Below are 17,788 nucleotides of genomic sequence, written 5' to 3' on the forward strand. Positions count from 1 at the left end.
GGGTGACGCGCCGGTCTTCGCTGCCGGGTGCGGCGGAGTTGTTCCGGACGACCTCGCCCGGTCAGCCGGGCCGTGTGGGTGTTTCTGGTGGTGTCGTTCCAGCGGATACCGGTTCCACCCGCACCGGGCCGGCGGAGAAGGCCGGGCGGGTCGACAGCGGACGCCGCAAGCACGATGCGAAGATCACGGTGTACGTGTCCGACGAGGAGCTGCTGGGTCTCGAACAGGCGCGATTGGCGTTGCGCGCCGATCACGGCATCGCCGTCGATCGCGGTCGTGTCGTTCGCGAGGCGGTAGCGGTCGTGTTGGCTGATCTAGGGGAACGTGGAGAGGATTCGGTGCTGGTGCGACGACTCCGGGAGGAGACCGGCGAGTGACCGAGTCCGGGGGCGTCGAGGTTCCCGAGCCGACTGATGCGAACACGTCCACCGGGCGTTTCACGGTGCGGCTGGAGAACTTCGAAGGCCCGTTCGACCTGCTGCTGCAACTGATCTCACAACATCAGCTCGATGTGACCGAGGTGGCCTTGCATCGGGTCACCGACGAGTTCATCGCTTATACCAAGGCGTTGGGTGAGCGATCGGATCTCGACGAGACCACGGAGTTTCTGGTGGTGGCCGCCACGCTGCTCGACCTCAAGGCGGCGCGGTTGCTGCCTGCCGCGGAGGTGGAGGACGAGGAAGACCTCGCTTTGCTGGAGGCTCGCGATCTGCTGTTCGCCCGCCTGCTGCAGTACCGGGCGTACAAGCAGGTCGCTGCGTTGTTCAGCGAGTTGGAGGCAGGTGCGCTGCGTCGCTATCCGCGTTCGGTCTCGCTGGAGGAGCGGTTCGAGGGCTTGCTGCCCGAGGTGGTGATCGGGGTGGGGCCCGAGCGCTTCGCGGAGGTCGCCGCGTCCGTCTTTCGGCCGAAACCGGCGGAGACCGTCTCGTTGGAGCACCTCCACCAGCACCAGGTTTCGGTGCGGGAGCACGCCGCCTTGCTTCGAGTGCGGATCGCGGAACGAGGGCAGGCGACTTTCGCCGAGCTGGTTTCCGATTGTGGGCACACGGTCGAGATCGTGGCTCGGTTTCTGGCGCTGCTCGACCTGTTCCGCGAGTCCGTGCTGCAGTTCGACCAGGACGAGCCGCTCGGGGAGCTGGTGGTCACCTGGGTCGGTGGGAGCGTTGTGCAGGCGCGGGCTGATGCCGAGGCCGCACGGGCCGAGCGGGAAGAAGAGGAGTACGGGTGAGCGAACCAGTCGAGCCCGGTATGACCGGAGCTGACGAGCAGGACAGCGGCTCCGGTACGGGTGTGGCCGCCGAGCCGCACCGGAAGCGGGAGGAGATGTCCGCCGGGACCGGTGCGGTCGTCGGGTACGGAGATGTCCCGGCCGAGGTCGACGAGGTTTCGGTGGACCCGGCGGCCGACGCGGACAGTTCCGCCGATGCTGAGCAGGTTCCGCAGACGGACGCTGACGCTGGGGCGGACGAGTCCGGTCCTGGGGGAGCGGTGGCTGGTGAGACGCAGCAGGCTCCGGACCTGAGTACCGACGCGACTTTGGACGCGGCGCTGGAGGCGCTGCTGCTGGTGGTCGACGTGCCTGCGGGCGAGGAGCTGCTCGCGAGCACGCTGGAACAGCCGGTTGCCCGGATTCGTGAGGCGTTGCGACGTCTTTCCGACGGCTATGCGGCGGCGGAGCGGGGAATGGATCTCCGTAAGGTGGGTGATGGTTGGCGGTTCTACACCCGCGACACGTATGCGGCTTATGTGGAGCGCTACCTGTTGGACGGGCAGCGTTCCAAGCTGACTCGCGCGGCGTTGGAGACGTTGGCGGTGATCGCCTATCGGCAACCGGTGACGCGTTCTCGGGTGTCGGCGGTACGCGGTGTGAACGTGGACGGCGTCATCCGTACCCTTGTGGGTCGAGGTCTGATCGAAGAGGCCGGGACCGATCCGGAGACGGGCGGCATCTTCTACTGCACGACCGAACTGTTCTTGGAACGGCTCGGGCTGTCGTCGCTGAAGGACCTGCCCCCGCTCGCCCCCTTGTTGCCCGAAGTGGATGCAATTGATGACGTCTGAACACCGTGACCCAGCGAACCCGCACGACGCCGCTTCCGAAGGGGAGCGGTTGCAGAAGGTGCTCTCGCGTGCGGGTGTGGCTTCGCGACGCGCCGCCGAGAAGATGATCACCGAGGGCCGGGTGGAGGTCGATGGTGAGCTGGTGGTCGAGTTGGGGCGGCGGGTCGACACGTCCACGGTGACCATCCGCGTCGACGGCAACCGAGTGGTGGTCAACGACAACATGACCCACCTTCTGTTGAACAAGCCGACCGGCATCGTGTGCTCGATGTCCGATGATCAGGGGCGGCCGTGCATCGGTGACTACCTGAGGGAGCGGCAGGGGCGGCTGTACCACGTCGGCAGGTTGGACGTGGACACCGAAGGACTGCTGTTGATCACCAATGACGGCGATCTGGCGCATCGTCTGATGCACCCTTCGTACCGGGTGCTCAAAACTTACCTCGCCGAGGTTCCCGGTCCTGTTCCGAAGGACCTGGGTCGCCAGCTGCGGGAGGGCGTCGAGCTCGACGACGGTGTGATCAAGGTGGACAAGTTCCGGTTGCTGGACGCAGGTGAGGGACGTGCCCTCGTCGAGCTGGTGGTTCACGAGGGGCGCAAGCGCATCGTGCGCCGGCTGCTGGACCACGTCGGGCATCCGGTGCAGCGGCTCGTACGCACTTCGGTGGGCAACGTGCGGCTCACCAATGAGCGTCCCGGAGCCATCCGCCCGCTCGACCGCAAGGAAGTGGCGAGCCTGTACCAGGCCGTGGGGCTGTAAGCGGCGCGTTCACCGCTCGGTCGGACGATCTGCGCGGCGACTTTTCGGGCCGGCACTTTCGAGTTGCCAAGACCTATAACTTCAGTGCTGAGTGAAAGCATCTCGGCGGGCTGGCACGGTGTCCGAGTCGCGAACCCGCGCAGCGCGTGCGCCCGTGAAAAGCTGGGCGGCCGGTTCGACCATGCGCGCCGCGACCGGGCCCAGGATCGCCATCAACAACACGTAGGTGGTGGCCAGGGCCGCCAGCTCGCCGGATACCGCACCGGAGGAGACCGCCAGCCCGGCGATGACGATGGAGAACTCGCCGCGGGCCACGAGCGCGGCACCGGCACGGGCGCGTCCCATCTTGCCGATGCCCTGCGTCTTCGCGGCGAACCAACCCGTGCAGATCTTCGTTCCGCTGGTGACGATGGCCAGCAGGAATGCGAAGAACAGCACTGGTGGGATCTCGGCCGGGTCGGTGTTGAGGCCGAAAACCACGAAGAACACCGCGGCGAACAGGTCGCGCAGTGGTTCGAGCATGCGGGTGGCGTTGACCGCGGTGGACCCGGAGATCGCGATGCCGAGCAGGAACGCGCCGACCGCGGCCGAGACCTGTAGTTCGGAGGCGATTCCCGCGACCAGCAGCGCGGCGCCGAAGAGGCGAAGCAGGAACACTTCCGGGTCTGGGCTGTGGACGAGGGCGGAGACGTAGCGGCCGAATTTGAGGGCGATGATCAGCACGAGAGTGATGACCACGAGCGAGATGCCCACGGCCGTGAGTCCGCCGAGGAAGCTGACTCCGGCCAGCAACGCGGTCAGGATCGGCAGGTAAACCGCCATCGCGAGGTCCTCGAACACCAGGATCGACAGGATGACGGGTGTTTCCCGGTTGCCCAGCCTGCCGAGGTCGCCGAGCACTTTGGCGATGATGCCGGACGAGGAGATGTAGGTCACTCCGGCCATGGTCAGGGCACCGACCGGCCCCCAACCGAGAAGCAACGCCACCGCGACGCCGGGGGCGGCGTTCAACACGATGTCCACCAGGCCGGCCAGCCACGACTTGCGCAGACCGGTGACGAGCTCACCCGCCGAGTACTCCAGCCCCAGCAACAGGAGTAGGAGTACGACGCCGATCTCGGAGGCGAGGTGGGTGAACGGTTCGATGCCGTGCAGCGGGATGAGGCCGCCGGAACCGAAGGCGAGTCCCCCTAGGAGGTAGAGCGGGATCGGGGAAATCCCGATTCTCCACGCGAGTCGCCCGAGGATGCCGAGACCGAAGAACACCGCTCCCAGCTCGATGAGGGAGATCGCCGTGTCTTCTTGCACCGTGTGTCCTCTCGCCCGGTCGGTCGCATCTTGAGTTGTGATCCGCGGCGGGTCCGCCACCCGAATGGTCCGGCTTCCAGCGCCGTCGGAATAGCCCGGACGACGGCCACCCGGGTGCGGTCCGGTTCGACGGAGTCGGTCTGCTGGTTCTCAGCCCCGTTCGAGGATCTCGCTCGCGGCATGGAGACCGTCGGCGGTACCGACGACGACCACGAGATCGCCACTCGAGAAGGTGAAGTCGGGCCGCGGGGAGGGATGGACGGTTCCGTCCCGCACCACCGCGACGATCGAGGTGAAGGTGCGGGACCGCATCTCGGTGTCGCCGAGAGCGCGGCCTGCATACGGGGAATCGTGGTGGATCGGCAGCTGCCAGGTCGTGATGCCGGTGACATCGCGTTGCTGCTCGGAGAGTTGGGTGACCAGCTGCGGTGCACCCAGCAGATTGGCGAGGGCGCTGGACTCCTCGGAGGTCAGGCCGACCGAGGCCACCACCTTGTCCGGATCGTGCGGGTCGGAGACGATCAGCTCGAAGCGACCGTCCCGGTAGGTGATCACGCCGATGCGGTTTCCGGAGGAAGTGCGGAAATCCTGCTGCGTGCCGAGCCCCGGCAGCGGGGTGACTGAGACGTCCACGCGGCGACTGTAATACACCGCGGGAGCGATTCATTTTCGCCTCGCGGACGCGCATCGATGCGTCGCTGCCCTCAAGGGCAGAATGGGGGGTTGGTTAGGCACTTGACGGTGCCGGAGGTTGGTGAGACAGGGAGGACACTCGACGTGGCACATGCCGAGCTTCGCGGGGTGGTGGCTCTCGACGGTCCGTCGGGAACCGGCAAATCCACGGTTGCCCGCAAACTGGCATCGACGCTCGGCGCGGCGTACTTGGACACCGGGGCGATGTACCGGGCGGTCACGTTGGCGGTGCTGCGTGCACGGGTGGAGCCCACGGCCGCTGACGAGGTCGCCAGGGTCGCGGGCGGGGCTGTCCTTTCGATGGGGACCGATCCGCTCCATCCGTCGGTGGTACTCGACGGCGAGGAAGTGGAGCAGGAGATCCGGGGTCCGGAGGTGACCGGTGCGGTCTCCGCGGTCTCCGCGGTGGCCGAGGTCCGCGAGCTCCTCGTTCGCGAGCAGCGTCGGGTGATCGACGAGGCGACGCGCCGCGGCGGCATCGTGGTCGAAGGACGGGATATCGGAACCGCCGTCGCGCCTGATGCGGGGCTGAAGGTGTACCTCACCGCCTCGTCGCATGCGCGGGCGCAGCGGCGCAGTTCCCAGGACATCGAGGCGGGTCGTGGCGCGGACCTGGAGGGAACGCGAGCCGATGTGCAACGTCGGGACGCGCTGGACTCCGGACGCGCCGTCTCCCCACTGCGCATGGCCGAGGACGCCGTGGAACTGGATACCACCGAACTGGATGTGGCCGGTGTGCTCGAGCAGTTGACGAAGATGGTCGAGAGCAACGGGTTGCTCACCGGTGCGGACGGGATGGCGCGATGAAGGCCGGGGACAGCGTTCCGGAGCGTTCCGGCGGCCATGGACCGTCGGCGGATGGGGAGCGGTTGCTTCCCGCGGGGAGCAGTCTGCGGTGGCATCGGTTCGGCCAATGGATCTCCAGACGGCTGGTGCGCATGCCGTACCGCGTGCGAATTCATCACGCCGAACGAGTGCCTGCTTCGGGCGCGGTAGTGTTGGTGGCGAACCACAGTTCTCTTCTCGAAGGTCCCCTGCTTCTCGGCATGGTGCCCCGCACGGCTTCCTTCCTGGTCAAGGATGAGCTGTTCCGCGGGCCGCTGGGTTGGTTCCTGCGCAGGATCGGTCAGATACCGGTTCGGCGGGGCGAGCCCGACCGTGCACCTCTGCTCACCTCGGTGCGAGTGTTGCGCGAGGGCGGCTTGGTCGGGGTCTTCCCGGAGGGGACACGGGGCGACGGGACGGTCGCCAGCGCGCAGAACGGAGCGGCGTGGTTGGCCCGTTCGTCCGGGGCTCGGGTTCTGCCGGTCGTATGCCGGGGTGCGAAACGGCCGGAGGGACGTGGCCGTAGGCTGCTGCCCAGGGTCGATGTGTTGTTCGGTGAACCGGTGACACTGCCGGAGGCCAAGGGACGCGCCGGGTTGGCGGCCGCGACCGAGCAGGTGCGCGCCGAACTGGTCGAGCTGATCGCCGAATTGGACCGGCTGGTCGCAGACCACGATGACGACGAAGTGAGAGGGAACTGAGCGTGACCGATGAGTCGCTTTCGGGCCCCGGTGGCGTCGATGAGTCGCTTGCGGGCGGGCTCGACGGCACGTGGTCCGACGAATCCGAATGGGCTGCTTTCGACGCGGCCGACGTTTCCGGTGACGAAGCCGCACCGGCTCCGCAGCCGGTTCTGGCTGTGGTGGGGCGTCCCAACGTCGGCAAGTCGACGTTGGTGAACCGCCTGTTGGGCCGCCGGGAGGCGGTTGTGCAGGACACTCCGGGCGTGACGCGCGACCGGGTGTCCTACGACGCGTTGTGGAACGGACGACGCTTCACGGTGGTCGACACCGGTGGCTGGGAGCCGTCCGCGAAGGGTCTGCAGGCGGCCGTGGCGTCGCAGGCGGAGATGGCTATGTCCACCGCCGATGCCGTCCTTCTGGTCGTGGACGCGCAGGTCGGTGCTACATCCACCGACGAGGCCGTGGCGAAGGTGCTGCGCCGGTCCAAGCGGCCGGTGCTGGTCGCGGCGAACAAGGTCGACGACGAGCGCACTCATGCTGAGGCCTCGGCATTGTGGTCGCTCGGGTTGGGCGAGCCGCATTCGATCAGTGGGTTGCACGGACGTGGTTCGGGGGATTTGCTCGACCTGGTTCTCGAATCGTTCCCGGAAACGCCTCGAGAGCAGTTCGGTACGACCGGTGGGCCGCGTCGGGTCGCCTTGGTGGGCAAACCCAACGTGGGTAAGTCGAGCCTGCTCAACCGGTTGACGGGTGAGGACCGCTCGGTGGTGCACGACGTCGCGGGCACCACGGTCGACCCGGTCGACTCGTTGGTGGAGATCGACGGTGAGGTGTGGCGGTTCGTCGACACTGCCGGCCTGCGCAAGCGGGTGAAGACCGCGAGCGGAACCGAGTACTACGCGTCGTTGCGGACCAAGGCCGCGATCGAGGCTGCCGAGGTCGCGATCGTGCTGGTCGATGCTTCGGAACCGCTCACCGAGCAGGACCTCCGGGTCATCAGCATGGTGGTGGAGGCGGGACGTGCGCTCGTCATCGCCTACAACAAGTGGGACCTGGTCGACGATGAGCGGCGGCAGCGGTTGGACAAGGAGATCGACCGCGACCTGAACCGCGCACGTTGGGCCGAACGGGTCAACGTTTCGGCCCAGACCGGGCGAGCGGTGGGGAAGCTGGCACCGACGTTGCGCACCGCGCTGGAGTCGTGGGACACCCGCGTGTCGACGGGACAGCTGAACGCGTGGATCTCGGAACTGGTCGCTGCCCACCCGCCGCCGGTTCGTGGCGGTAAGCAACCGAAGATCCTCTTCGCGACCCAGGCCCACCCACGTCCGCCGACGCTGGTGTTGTTCACGACCGGCTTCCTCGAGGCTGGTTACCGCAGGTTCCTGGAACGCAAGTTCCGGGAGACTTTCGACTTCGTCGGTTCTCCGGTCAAGATCTCGGTGCGGGTTCGCGAGCGCAACCCTGGTAAGAAATCCCGACGTTGAGCGAGTAGGACGGTCATCCACGGTCGGTCCGTGCTCGCCGACCCGTGGGTGATCCGCTCGGGCCGCGGTGATCGCACCGGCGAGTGCGGACCTGGTCGGCGTGGGATGGCCGCTGTCCTCCCACGAGGCCCTTCGGCGCATGCTCTGGTTGCTCTCGTCGGCGTGCCCGGAGCCTCCACCGTCGCGGTGTGCGTTCCCCGACCCACGGACGTCGGACCACGAGTGTAGGTGGGGTTTGCGTCGCGTCGTCATGATCAACGTTACTCTTCGGGCAGCTCTCGTCAGCAGGGGGAAGGTGACCGAGTGGTGCGTGAGGCAGGTAACCGGAGGGTGGCACGGCCGATTCGCCTGGTGCTGGCCGATGACGAGCCGAGGCTCCGGCGCGGCTTGCGGGTGTTGCTGGAGGACGGTGGCGCCATCCGGGTGGTGGCCGAGGCGGGGGACGGCTACGAGGTGATCTCCGCGGTGCGGACGCACCAGCCGGACGTCGTACTCGTCGACGTGCAGATGCCGGGCAAGGACGGGTTGACCGCGCTCGGGGATCTCCGCGCATTGCCGGATGCACCCGTGTACGCGGTGTTGACCACGTTCGACCTCGATGACTATGTGGCCGAGGCACTCAGGTTGGGTGCGCAGGGATTCCTGTTGAAGGACGCGGATCCCGCGGTGTTGGGGCGAGCGGTCCGCGACCTCGCGGCGGGGGGTGCGGTGCTGGACCCGAGGGTTGCCGTTCGTCTGCTGCCGCGGCTTCGAGGTTTCGGCGAGAGCAACCAAGAGGTGCAGCTCGTCCGGAATCTGTCCGGGCGCGAGAAACAAGTACTCAACTTGTTGGCCGACGGACGTTCCAACTCCGACATCGGCGATCGGCTTGGCCTGACCGAGGCGACGGTGAAGAGCTACGTCTCGACCGTGTTGAGCAAGCTCGGGGCAGACAACCGGGTCCAGGCCGCGTTGATCGCCCAGCGTGTTTCGGTTGCCGGTGACGGTGATCGGTGTTGACGTCGGCCGGCCGAGAGCGGGTGCTCCGCTGGCTGGCCGAAACAGCGGCAGTGGGGTTGCCCGCCGCTGCCGTGCTGTTCGCCAAGGCACCGGAGATCCAGTTCTGGACCGCGCTGTTCGCCTGCGCGGTATTGCCGCTTCGCCACCGCTGGCCGCGTGTCGCGGTGGTGCTGTGCGTACCCGGTCTCGCCTGCGGGATGGGCTGGCCGCCGGCGATCGTGGCGCTGTTCAAGGTCGGTTGGGTCCGGCCGCACTTCTGGTCGCTGATGTTCTGGGTGCTGGTGGCGAGCGCGTCGGCGCTGGCGCCGGTGCTGATCCGCGAGTCGTTGGATTTCGGCAGTCTCCTGGTGACGATCAGCTTCGTGCTGTTCGCGGCGGGCAGTGCGGCCGCGCTCGGGGCGTTGGTCCAGACCCGGCGACAGCTGACCGAGAGCCTGGCCAGGCTGCGTGAGGTGTCGGAGGCCGAAGCTTTCGCCAAGGCCGAGACAGCTCGGGCCGACGAACGTGCTCGCATCACCAGGGAGATCCACGATGCGGTGGGCCATCATGTCACCTTGATCGCGATTGAATCCGCGGCACTCGCCGCGACCAGCGAGGAACCGGAAACCGCGGAGTCGGCGGGCCGGTTGCGCGGCCTCGCGAAAGAGGCACTCGCCGAGATGCGGACCACGCTCGGTCTGGTGCGTGCGGGCGGTTCGCCGGACGATGCGAGCGCTCGGTCGCTTTCGGATCTGGTCGCCCGAGCTCGGGAGACCGGCCTCGACGTGCGGTTTTGCGGGTCCTCGGACGGGAGCCGGCTGGCGGCCGGAGTGGGGCGGGCCGCCTACCGGGTGGTTCAGGAAGCGTTGACCAACGCCTCGAAGCACGCTCCCGGAGCCGAAGTCGTCGTGGACTTCGACAGCGACAGCGACGACGAGATCGTGCGAATCGCGGTGACCAACGGCGCGCCGCTGGGGAAGGTCGTGGACATCGGCAGCGGGGGGTCCGGGTTGGCGGGACTGTCCGAACGGGTCCGAACCGTGGGCGGGCAGCTGGAAACCTCCGCGTTGGGCGGCGGGGGTTTCCAGCTGGTGGTCGTCCTGCCGAAGGGTGAGGTCCCGGCTGCGGACGTCTCCTGACGACTCTCCCCGGAAGCGGATCAGGCGATGTCGGTTCGGGGCAGCGAGTCGCGGAGGAAGTCGACCTGGAGCAGCAACAGGTTCTCGGTGGTGAGTTCGTCGGTGGGCATGTGGCTGACTCCGGGCAGGGGAAGAACCGTGTGCGGTCGTGCCGCGGCGGTGAGGGCCGCCGACAACCGGAGCGTGTGGGCGAGCACAACGTTGTCGTCCACGGTCCCGTGCACGAACAGCAGCGGGCGGCGAAGCTCGGACGCATCGTCGAGGAGCGAGCTGGTGCGGTAGTTCTCCGGGCTTTCGTCGGGCAGACCGAGATAGCGCTCCGTGTAGTGCGTGTCGTAGAGCCGCCAGTCGCAAACGGGCGCGCCCGCGATCGCGGCGTGGAAGACGTCGGGGCGGCGCAGCACGCCGAGCGCGGCGAGGTATCCACCGAACGACCAGCCGCGGATGGCGACCCGGTCGAGGTCGAGTTCGGGATGCTGTTCGGCGGCCGCGTGCAGCGCATCGACCTGGTCGTCGAGGGTGGGGCCCGCGAGGTCTCCGGCGATGGCTCGATCCCATTCCGGGCCGCGCCCGGTCATGCCGCGCCCGTCGGTGATCAAGACGGCGAAACCTTGGTCGGCGAACCACTGTGAGGTCAGGTACCCCTGCTGCCGGGCGAGTACTCGCTGGGCCTGCGGCCCGCCGTAGGGGTCGACGAGCACTGGCAGCCGCCCGTGGATCTCCTGGTACCCGTTGGGCAGCAGCAGCGCGCTGCGCAATTTCCGCTCCCCGAGCCGGAGGAGTTCGACGTTGAGCGCCAGATCGGGTGTTTCGGCGTGCGAGGTGACTTCGCCGATGTTCCGGTCGCCATCGAACACGCGCACCCGGGATCGCGGCTCGTCGAGTGTCGCCGAACTCAGCACGACCACCGAACCGGAGCGGGCGGCCGCGTGCACGCCCGGCTGCGTGGAAAGGCGTTCAACTCCGTCGACACCGACCCGGTAGACGTGGACTTCGGCGGGGTCGTGCTCGGAGGCCGTGATCAGGACGTCGTCGGCGACGTCGAGAATGCCGCGGACCTGCAGGGTGCTCGGTGTCCACGCGTGGTCTCCGACCAGCAGCCGGTAGGCACCGTCCTGGGCCCGGATGCGGACGAGCTCGCCCTTCGGCGACCACGCGGGCCAACCGGAGGTGATCTCCACCCAGTGTGGATCGGTGTCGCGGTGGATCTCCTGCGTCGTGCCGGTCTCCGGGTCGACTTCGAGCACGAGTTGGGTGCGCTGATCACGGGATTGCACGGCCAGCAGCGGTCGACCGTGCCTCGACCAGTGCGCGGCTACCAGATAGGGGTGGGCCTGGCGGTCCCATTCGACGTCGATGCGCTCGCCGTGCAGGTCGAGTACCGCGAGTCGCACCTCGGCGTTGTGGGTACCGGCAGCGGGGTAGCGCATGGTGGTCGGTGGCCGGGTCGGGTCGGCGGGATCGGCGAGGTGCCAGGTGTTCACCGGCGATTCGTCCACTCCGGCGGCGAGTATCCGCGTGCTGTCCGGCGCCCACCAGTAACCGCGGTGGCGGTTCATCTCCTCGGCCGCGATGAACTCGGCGGCACCCCAGCTCCACCCGTCGTGCTCGGGCTCGACCAGGGCGCGGTCGTCGGATCCGTCGGTGGCGATGACCCGCAGGGCTCCGTTGGCCAGGTAGGTGACCGTGTGCCCGTCGGGGGACAGGCGGGGCTCGGCGGCGGGCTGCTGGGTGGGCAACGCGCGTACTGCCGCCCCGGATCGGTACTCCTCCGGTATGGCGGTCTGCTGCTCGGTGTCGCGGACGAGCTCTGCCAGGAACAGCTTCCCGGAGAGGCCGAAGACGACCCGTCGGACTTCCCGGTCGGTGGCGTATCCGGTGATGCCGGTTGCGCGTTCTCGCGCTCGTTCCCGCCGGGCTTGCTCTTCGGGGGAAACCTCTTTCTCGTCGTGCAGCGCGGCGGGATCCGCGATCAGCCGCTCCTGGCCGGACCCGGTATCGAGCATCCATAGCGCGGTATTGCGGTCGGTGCCGTGGAACGACCTGAGGAAGATCACTGCGTCACCTGCCGGAGCGACGGTGATGTTCCGGGGGGCGCCGAGGGTGAATCCCTGTGTTCGGGCGCTGTGACGCGGGAAGGACGGCACGGACGACATGTCTTCAGACTGCCAGGCTCTGTGCGGTCGAGCAGAGGCAGGTGACGCACCGGAGTGTCGGCTCTTGACGATGCCACAACATCGGGAGAATCGTCGACGAAGCGTGATCGAGAGTGTTCAATAGGTGATTGCCGGGAGGCCGCGTGTCCGCAAAGGTTCGGGTGTCCGCAATGGTTCGGGTGTCCGGAGCGGTTCGGGCGGCCGGGGTCGTTCAGGCGACCGGGGCGCGAAATCGTGTTTCGTCATGGGTGAGGGCACGGATCCTTCCGAATGCGCGGTCTTCGGCGGTGTCGGGATGTCAACGGTGGGGGTTCGTGCGACACCGGTCCCGGCGTGTCTCCCGGATGTTCGGGATGGTGATGGTGGTCCCGTTCCTCGTCGCGGCTGCGTTGGGAACCGGGCCTCGGGCAGGGCAGGGAGAAGCGAGTAGTGGCCCCGCGGGTTCCGGCGGAACGAATGCCACCTTCTACAACGATGCGGCGAATCCGGCGGCCGACCCGCACGTGCTGTACGACGAGAGCAGCGGTTACTACTACGCCTATTCCACCGAGGGTGCCGATCCTGAACACGTGTTCGCGATCTACCGGTCGCCGGACCTGGCCACCTGGGAACGGTTGCCTGGCGGTGCGATGGAACGCGGCGACGGGAATCACTGGGGACACGACTGGTTCTGGGCTCCGGAGGTGTACCACAACACCGAAACCGGGCTGTACTTCCTCTTCTACTCCGCCCGGATGCGAGAAGGCGTCGCCGAGCACTTCCGCTACCCGGATTTCGAGGAGGCGAGCAAGATCGGTGTTGCCGTCGCGGATTCCCCGGGTGGACCGTTTCGCAACATCACCGATCAGCCGATCGACTACTTCCCCTACGATCCGGACTACCACGACGTCAACCTCATCATGGATGCGACGCAGAAGAAGCCGCCGGGCACACTGGCCGAAGGCCGCACGGCCCCGCTGGGAACCTACATTCCCTCCATCGACCCGAACGTCTTCTTCGACGACGGGCGGATGTTCCTCTACTTCTCGCGCAACGCCTACCGGAACTGGGTGTGGGACCGGGACCTGGGCAAGTACGTGGAGGAGTCCAACATCCTGGCGGTGGAGCTCGACGACGAGTGGTGGCACGATCCGACCGGTCGAACGATGCCGAAGATCCATTCGAGCTACCGCGACGCGAACCGGGATCCGGAAGATCCTCCGGGAGTCCGCAAGGACGGTTTCACCCAGATCCTCGATTACGGCTCGGACCAGCAGGCGTGGGAGAACGCACATGTGGACGATTACGCGGAGACGGGCGGGAAGAAGAAGGATCGGCGATGGGCCGAGGGGTCGACCGTGGTCAAGGCGTTCCGCGCGGACGGCCGACCGCTGTATTTCCTGACCTATTCGGCGAACAATTTCGCGGACCCGTTCTACGGCGTCGGGTACGCGGTGGCGGAAAGCCCGTTGGGACCGTGGCGCAAGAGTCCGGACAATCCGGTGCTGGCGCAGGACGAGCAACGCTCGATGTACTCGACCGGGCACGGCAGTGTGACCGCCTCGCCGGACGGTTCACAACTGTACTACGTGCACCACGGCAGGCCCTCGGTGACGACGAACCGGCGCCTGTACACCGAGCGGATGCGGATCGATGCGGATGCGGCGACGTTGCGGATCGATCAGTCGACGAGCGACGAGCCGGTACCTGCCGGTGTCGCTCCGTACGAGCTGGCGGCCGATCGCGAGCTGGTCGACCTCGCCGGCGGGCGAGGCCGGGTCAACTGGGAGGTGCGGAGCGCTTCGGGAGCCGCGTTGGACCTCGTGAACCCGAGCAACCGGGTCACCGCGGAATTGGCGCCTGTCGGTGCGGTGCGGGTCGAGGTGGAGCACGATCACGCGGTGCTGGTGGGCGAGCAGTCGGGGGTTTCCGCGTTGAACCTGCGATACCAGCGTCGTCGGTCCGACGGGACGCACGTCGACGTGAGCAACATCGACGACCGGTGGCATCCGGTGGGCAAGACCGTTCCGGTGGCCGCGTGCACCTCGAAGCTCACCGAACGGAACCTGCGGTCGCTCGACGTATCGGAAGGTGTGCTGTGCTTGCGCGGCGGCACGGTTTCCGGCGATGTCCGAGTGGCCCCGGGGGCTTCGCTGGTGGTGCTCGGCACCAGGATCGGTGGTTCCGTGCACGCTCGGGATGGCGAGGCGCTGTGGCTTTCGGACAGCGATATCGCGGGATCGGTCGACGGGCGGTCCGTGGTCGGCGGTGTCCGCATCGATGGCATTCGGGCCGGGGGATCGGTGACGCTGGTCGGTAATCGCGGGAGCCGACCGCCGGTCGTGGCGGGGTCGGACATCGCGGGTTCGTTGCTGTGCGTCGGAAACGCACCGGATCCGACGAATCTCGGGCGTTCCAACACCATTCGCGGAACGGTGCGGGGCCAGTGTTCGGAGATGTGATCGCTCGGGTGCCGTTGCGACGGTCGGCACCCGAGCGATCGCGGTCGATTCGGGCCGGAGCTCGGTCCCGAACTGGTGGTTGCTCGCGGTGGGGACGCCGACGCGTCCGCACCGCGCCCCGAACCGTTTCGGGAACCCTGCCTATGCGCTGACCTCTTGCAGGCTCTTGCCTTCCTGGATGGCCTTCTCGCTGTCTTCAGGCAACTTCAGCAGGGTGGTGAGCCCGATGGCGACCAAGTAGAGCGCCGCGAAGATCACCGTCACACCGGCTGCGCCGACCAGTGGGAAGAACAGACTGGCGATGGCTGGTCCGACGAAGGTCGCACCCCCGGCGCCGAGGTTCAACAGTGCCATGGCGCCACCCTTGTTCGTGGGAGCCATCGAGGGGATCAGTGCCGAGATCGGTACGAAACCCGCGAGCGTCGCGCCGTAGAGCATGCCGACCAGGACGGCGGCCCAGTAGTATTCGGCTCCGAGCGCTACCGGGATGAAGTACAACAGCGCGACGCTGATCGCACAGCCCACGCCGCCGAAGGTGGCGATCGTGGTTCGCCAGCCGATCTTGTCGCTGAGCGCGCCGAAGATCAGGTTGAACACGATGTTGGTGCCGTAGATGATCGCCAGCAGTTGAAGCCACTTGCTCTCGCCGAAGCCGATGTCCTCGGAGAAGATGCGTGGCAGGAACACCAGCATGCCGAACTGCGGAGCGGTGTTGATGATGCGCACGATGCAGCCCACGAGCACTCGGGGATGCGTCCACATCACCGAGACGCTGTTGTTCAGGCTCTCGCGGAGGGTGATGTGGGAGGGGATCAGCCTACCGTGGCCGGTGCGTTCCTTGACGCCGAGGAACACGAACGCGCCGCCGAGCCCGATCAGCAGCAGCGCGGACCAGAGGGTCCCGAACTGGCCGATCATGGGAGTGGTGAAGCTCGCCCAGAGCGATCCCAGCGTGGGAAGTCCGCCGGTGAAGGCGAAGTAGAACCAGCCTACGGCGGCTCCGAGTCGCGCGCTCGGCGCTGTCGCGGTGATCCAGACCAGGAACCCGAAGGCGAACAGCGGGTAGCCGAAACCGCGAATCCCGTAGAACACGAGCATGAGCACGTAGTTTTCGCTGCCGAGCGCGAAGACCAGGTAGAGGACGTCGAAGACGACCCAGATCACGAATCCGATGATCATCACCCTGCGCGGGCCCCACACGTCCGACAGGGCGCCGGAGAACCAGGAAGCGACCATCACGGCGACGCCGTAGACCGTGATCACGTACCCGGCGCGCACGTCGCTTCCCGCGCCGTGGTCGGCCATGAAGGGCGAGATGAATCCGGACTCGACGCCGTCGCCGATCATGAACAGCAGGACGCCGATGTAGCCGTACACCAGCGCCTTGGGCAGGCCCCATCTGTCGAGCAGAGAACCTGGAGTGGTGGCAGTGGACACGCCGAAACCTCCACGTTGAGGTGGTGCGAGTGGAGGTCGTCCGCACACACCTGTGTTCCCAAGCAGCGCGGGTGAACCCCTGTCCCGGGGGTCACTGGTGGACGTCGACCTCGTGAACGTACGCATCATGTTCACTCGTGGAGATAAAAATATCAATAGTAGTGTTAATTTGAGTGCGCAGTAGAGCTGTGCGGGTCGTTGCCGGCCTGGCGGACCTCGGTGTGCTCGCTCATTGATTCGACGAGCTCGTCGTCGAATTCCCCCGCGAGCAGCACGTGGTCGAACGAGTGGACCGGGGCGAAGCGGTGCAGTGCGGCACGCCCCACCTTGCTCGCGTCCATCATGAGCACCTTGGTCGCCGCCGCGTCGAGCATTGCCCGCTTGACCAGTACGATCTCCTGCTCCTGGTGGAAGGTCATTTTCGCGTTCATCGCGGAGGTGGACAGGAAGACGATGTCGACCGAGAAGCCTCCGATCATCTCCTGGCAGGGCAGCCCGAGGTAGGAGTCGTGCGTCCTGGAGTACTCGCCGCCGAGGCAGATCAGTCGGATGTCGGGCGCCTCGCGCAGGGTCTCCTGAACCTGGCGGTAGTTGCTGACCACGGTCAGGGGCCCCACGTCGACCAGCAGGCGCGCGAGTGCCAGCGCCGTCGTGGAGTCGTCGAGCATGACCGACATGCCAGGGGTGATCAGCTGCAGCGCCTCGGCGGCGAGTGCTTCCTTCTCCTGGGTGTGGGTGTGCAGCCGAAAGTCGGAGCTGCTCTCGAAGACCGTCGAGGGCTGGGCCGACACTCCGCCGTGGTACTTGCGCAGCAAACCGCGGGTGACCAGGTCGTCGATGTCGCGGTGCACGGTCATCAGGCTGACGCCGGTCATGCTCGACAGTTCGGCGGCGCTGGCGAAACCCTGGGAGACGACGTGGTCGATGATCTTCTGCTGCCGCAGTAGGCGGGGTGATTGCTTCTTCGGTGCGGACGCCATGCGCGACATCTTGCCTGTTCCGCCTGCCGGGGCGCTGCATGTGCCCCCGGAACACCGGTGAGTACCAAATGACTAGTGACAGTTAACGTTCAGACTGTTAATTTGTCTCAACCGGTAACCGGCAGGAGGAAATGGGATGACCCAGTCCGAGGAGCAGACGGTCGCGCACCAGGCGGTCGTGTTCGACATGGACGGTGTTCTGGTCGAGAGCGAGCACCTGTGGGAACGGATGTGGAGCAGGTTCGCGGAAGCACGAGACCGGACCTGGACCGTCGAACAGACCCGCCACGTGCAGGGCATGAGCGCTCCGGAATGGGCGGCGTTCCTCGCCGAGTTCAGCTCCGCGGCCGAAACCGTTGCCGAGACCGAACGCATCGTGGTCGACGACATGATCGCCGCGCTCGACTCGGGAGAGATCACGCTGCTTCCGGGCGCGCGGCGCATGGTGAGCGAGGCCGCCGGACAGGCACCCATCGCGCTCGCCTCCTCCGCGCCTCGCAGGCTCATCGACTCCGTACTGGACCGGCACGCCTTGACCCGGCTGTTCAGCGCGACCGTCTCCAGCGCCGAGGTGCCGAGGGGCAAGCCCAGCCCGGACGTGTATCTGAGCGCGGCGGACAGGCTCGACACGGCGGCGACGGCTTGCCTGGCCGTGGAGGATTCCAGCAACGGTCTTCGTGCGGCGGCAGCCGCGGGTATGACCGTGGTGGCCATCCCGAGCCCCGCATACCCGCCCGCCGAAGACGCCCTGGCCAAAGCGAGTTTCGTTGCCGCCGACCTGGACGAGGTGCGGCTACGTCTGACCGGGTCTCTGGGAACACCCGTCGGAAGCTGAAACCC

General features: G+C 67.1%; 16 protein-coding genes. 11 read left to right on the forward strand and 5 right to left on the reverse strand.

Annotated features, from left to right (window positions below):
* The first annotated feature begins 2 nt into the window (after positions 1-2).
* From ACYVAN_RS23320 to ACYVAN_RS23335, 4 genes are read left to right on the forward strand one after another with little or no spacing between them, the layout of a single operon-like run.
* Positions 3-377 carry a hypothetical protein gene (locus tag ACYVAN_RS23320; protein ID WP_460963129.1) on the forward strand — a complete coding sequence of 125 codons (375 nt, stop codon included), beginning with the start codon at positions 3-5 and terminating at the stop codon, positions 375-377.
* Complete coding sequence (locus ACYVAN_RS23325) at positions 374-1,228, forward strand: segregation and condensation protein A (RefSeq protein WP_460963131.1); 855 nt, start codon at positions 374-376, stop codon at positions 1,226-1,228. Before ACYVAN_RS23320 ends, ACYVAN_RS23325 begins: the two co-directional genes overlap by 4 nt.
* On the forward strand, positions 1,225-2,061 hold the full coding sequence (gene scpB, locus ACYVAN_RS23330) for an SMC-Scp complex subunit ScpB (RefSeq protein ID WP_460963133.1): 837 nt from the start codon (positions 1,225-1,227) through the stop codon (positions 2,059-2,061). The genes ACYVAN_RS23325 and scpB overlap by 4 nt, the downstream gene beginning before the upstream one ends.
* Positions 2,051-2,821, forward strand: a complete 771-nt coding sequence (locus ACYVAN_RS23335) for a pseudouridine synthase (protein WP_460963135.1) — start codon at positions 2,051-2,053, stop codon at positions 2,819-2,821. The genes scpB and ACYVAN_RS23335 overlap by 11 nt, the downstream gene beginning before the upstream one ends.
* Before the next feature lie 81 nt (positions 2,822-2,902).
* Here the strand turns inward: ACYVAN_RS23335 and ACYVAN_RS23340 are convergent, their stop codons facing one another.
* Both ACYVAN_RS23340 and ACYVAN_RS23345 read right to left on the reverse strand, forming a co-directional pair.
* Positions 2,903-4,129, reverse strand: a complete 1,227-nt coding sequence (locus tag ACYVAN_RS23340; RefSeq protein WP_460963137.1) for a cation:proton antiporter — start codon at positions 4,127-4,129, stop codon at positions 2,903-2,905.
* Positions 4,130-4,279: 150 nt separating this feature from the next.
* The gene (locus tag ACYVAN_RS23345) at positions 4,280-4,762 is read right to left on the reverse strand and encodes a cation:proton antiporter regulatory subunit (protein WP_460963139.1); all 483 of its coding nucleotides are present in this window, start codon (positions 4,760-4,762) and stop codon (positions 4,280-4,282) included.
* A 144-nt stretch (positions 4,763-4,906) separates the two neighbouring features.
* Here ACYVAN_RS23345 and cmk point away from each other — a divergent pair, with 144 nt between their 5' ends.
* The 5 genes from cmk (at position 4,907) to ACYVAN_RS23370 (ending at position 9,934) form a co-directional block, all read left to right on the forward strand.
* Positions 4,907-5,629, forward strand: a complete 723-nt coding sequence (gene cmk, locus ACYVAN_RS23350) for a (d)CMP kinase (protein WP_460963141.1) — start codon at positions 4,907-4,909, stop codon at positions 5,627-5,629.
* Entirely contained in the window at positions 5,626-6,348 is a 723-nt protein-coding gene (locus ACYVAN_RS23355) for a lysophospholipid acyltransferase family protein (RefSeq protein ID WP_460963143.1), read from the forward strand. Before cmk ends, ACYVAN_RS23355 begins: the two co-directional genes overlap by 4 nt.
* A gap of 2 nt (positions 6,349-6,350) precedes the next feature.
* Positions 6,351-7,817: a ribosome biogenesis GTPase Der gene (gene der / locus ACYVAN_RS23360; RefSeq protein ID WP_460963145.1), complete on the forward strand. Its 1,467-nt coding sequence runs from the start codon at positions 6,351-6,353 to the stop codon at positions 7,815-7,817.
* A gap of 330 nt (positions 7,818-8,147) precedes the next feature.
* Positions 8,148-8,816 carry a response regulator gene (locus ACYVAN_RS23365; RefSeq protein WP_460963147.1) on the forward strand — a complete coding sequence of 223 codons (669 nt, stop codon included), beginning with the start codon at positions 8,148-8,150 and terminating at the stop codon, positions 8,814-8,816.
* Positions 8,810-9,934, forward strand: coding sequence for a sensor histidine kinase (locus ACYVAN_RS23370; protein WP_460963149.1), 1,125 nt, complete (start codon positions 8,810-8,812; stop codon positions 9,932-9,934). The genes ACYVAN_RS23365 and ACYVAN_RS23370 overlap by 7 nt, the downstream gene beginning before the upstream one ends.
* A gap of 20 nt (positions 9,935-9,954) precedes the next feature.
* On the opposite strand, the gene ACYVAN_RS23375 is transcribed toward ACYVAN_RS23370, so the two are convergent.
* Positions 9,955-12,090: a S9 family peptidase gene (locus tag ACYVAN_RS23375; RefSeq protein ID WP_460963151.1), complete on the reverse strand. Its 2,136-nt coding sequence runs from the start codon at positions 12,088-12,090 to the stop codon at positions 9,955-9,957.
* Positions 12,091-12,443: 353 nt separating this feature from the next.
* Here ACYVAN_RS23375 and ACYVAN_RS23380 point away from each other — a divergent pair, with 353 nt between their 5' ends.
* Entirely contained in the window at positions 12,444-14,531 is a 2,088-nt protein-coding gene (locus tag ACYVAN_RS23380; RefSeq protein WP_460963153.1) for a glycoside hydrolase family 43 protein, read from the forward strand.
* 141 nt (positions 14,532-14,672) lie between these two features.
* Here the strand turns inward: ACYVAN_RS23380 and ACYVAN_RS23385 are convergent, their stop codons facing one another.
* Together ACYVAN_RS23385 and ACYVAN_RS23390 are read right to left on the reverse strand one after the other, a co-directional pair.
* Positions 14,673-15,968, reverse strand: coding sequence for an MFS transporter (locus tag ACYVAN_RS23385; RefSeq protein WP_460963155.1), 1,296 nt, complete (start codon positions 15,966-15,968; stop codon positions 14,673-14,675).
* A gap of 164 nt (positions 15,969-16,132) precedes the next feature.
* Entirely contained in the window at positions 16,133-16,948 is an 816-nt protein-coding gene (locus ACYVAN_RS23390; protein WP_460963157.1) for a DeoR/GlpR family DNA-binding transcription regulator, read from the reverse strand.
* A 136-nt stretch (positions 16,949-17,084) separates the two neighbouring features.
* On the opposite strand from ACYVAN_RS23390, the gene ACYVAN_RS23395 reads away from it, so the two are divergent.
* Entirely contained in the window at positions 17,085-17,783 is a 699-nt protein-coding gene (locus ACYVAN_RS23395) for an HAD family hydrolase (RefSeq protein WP_460963159.1), read from the forward strand.
* Positions 17,784-17,788: the final 5 nt, after the last annotated feature.

This window comes from Parasphingorhabdus pacifica, assembly GCF_054779195.1.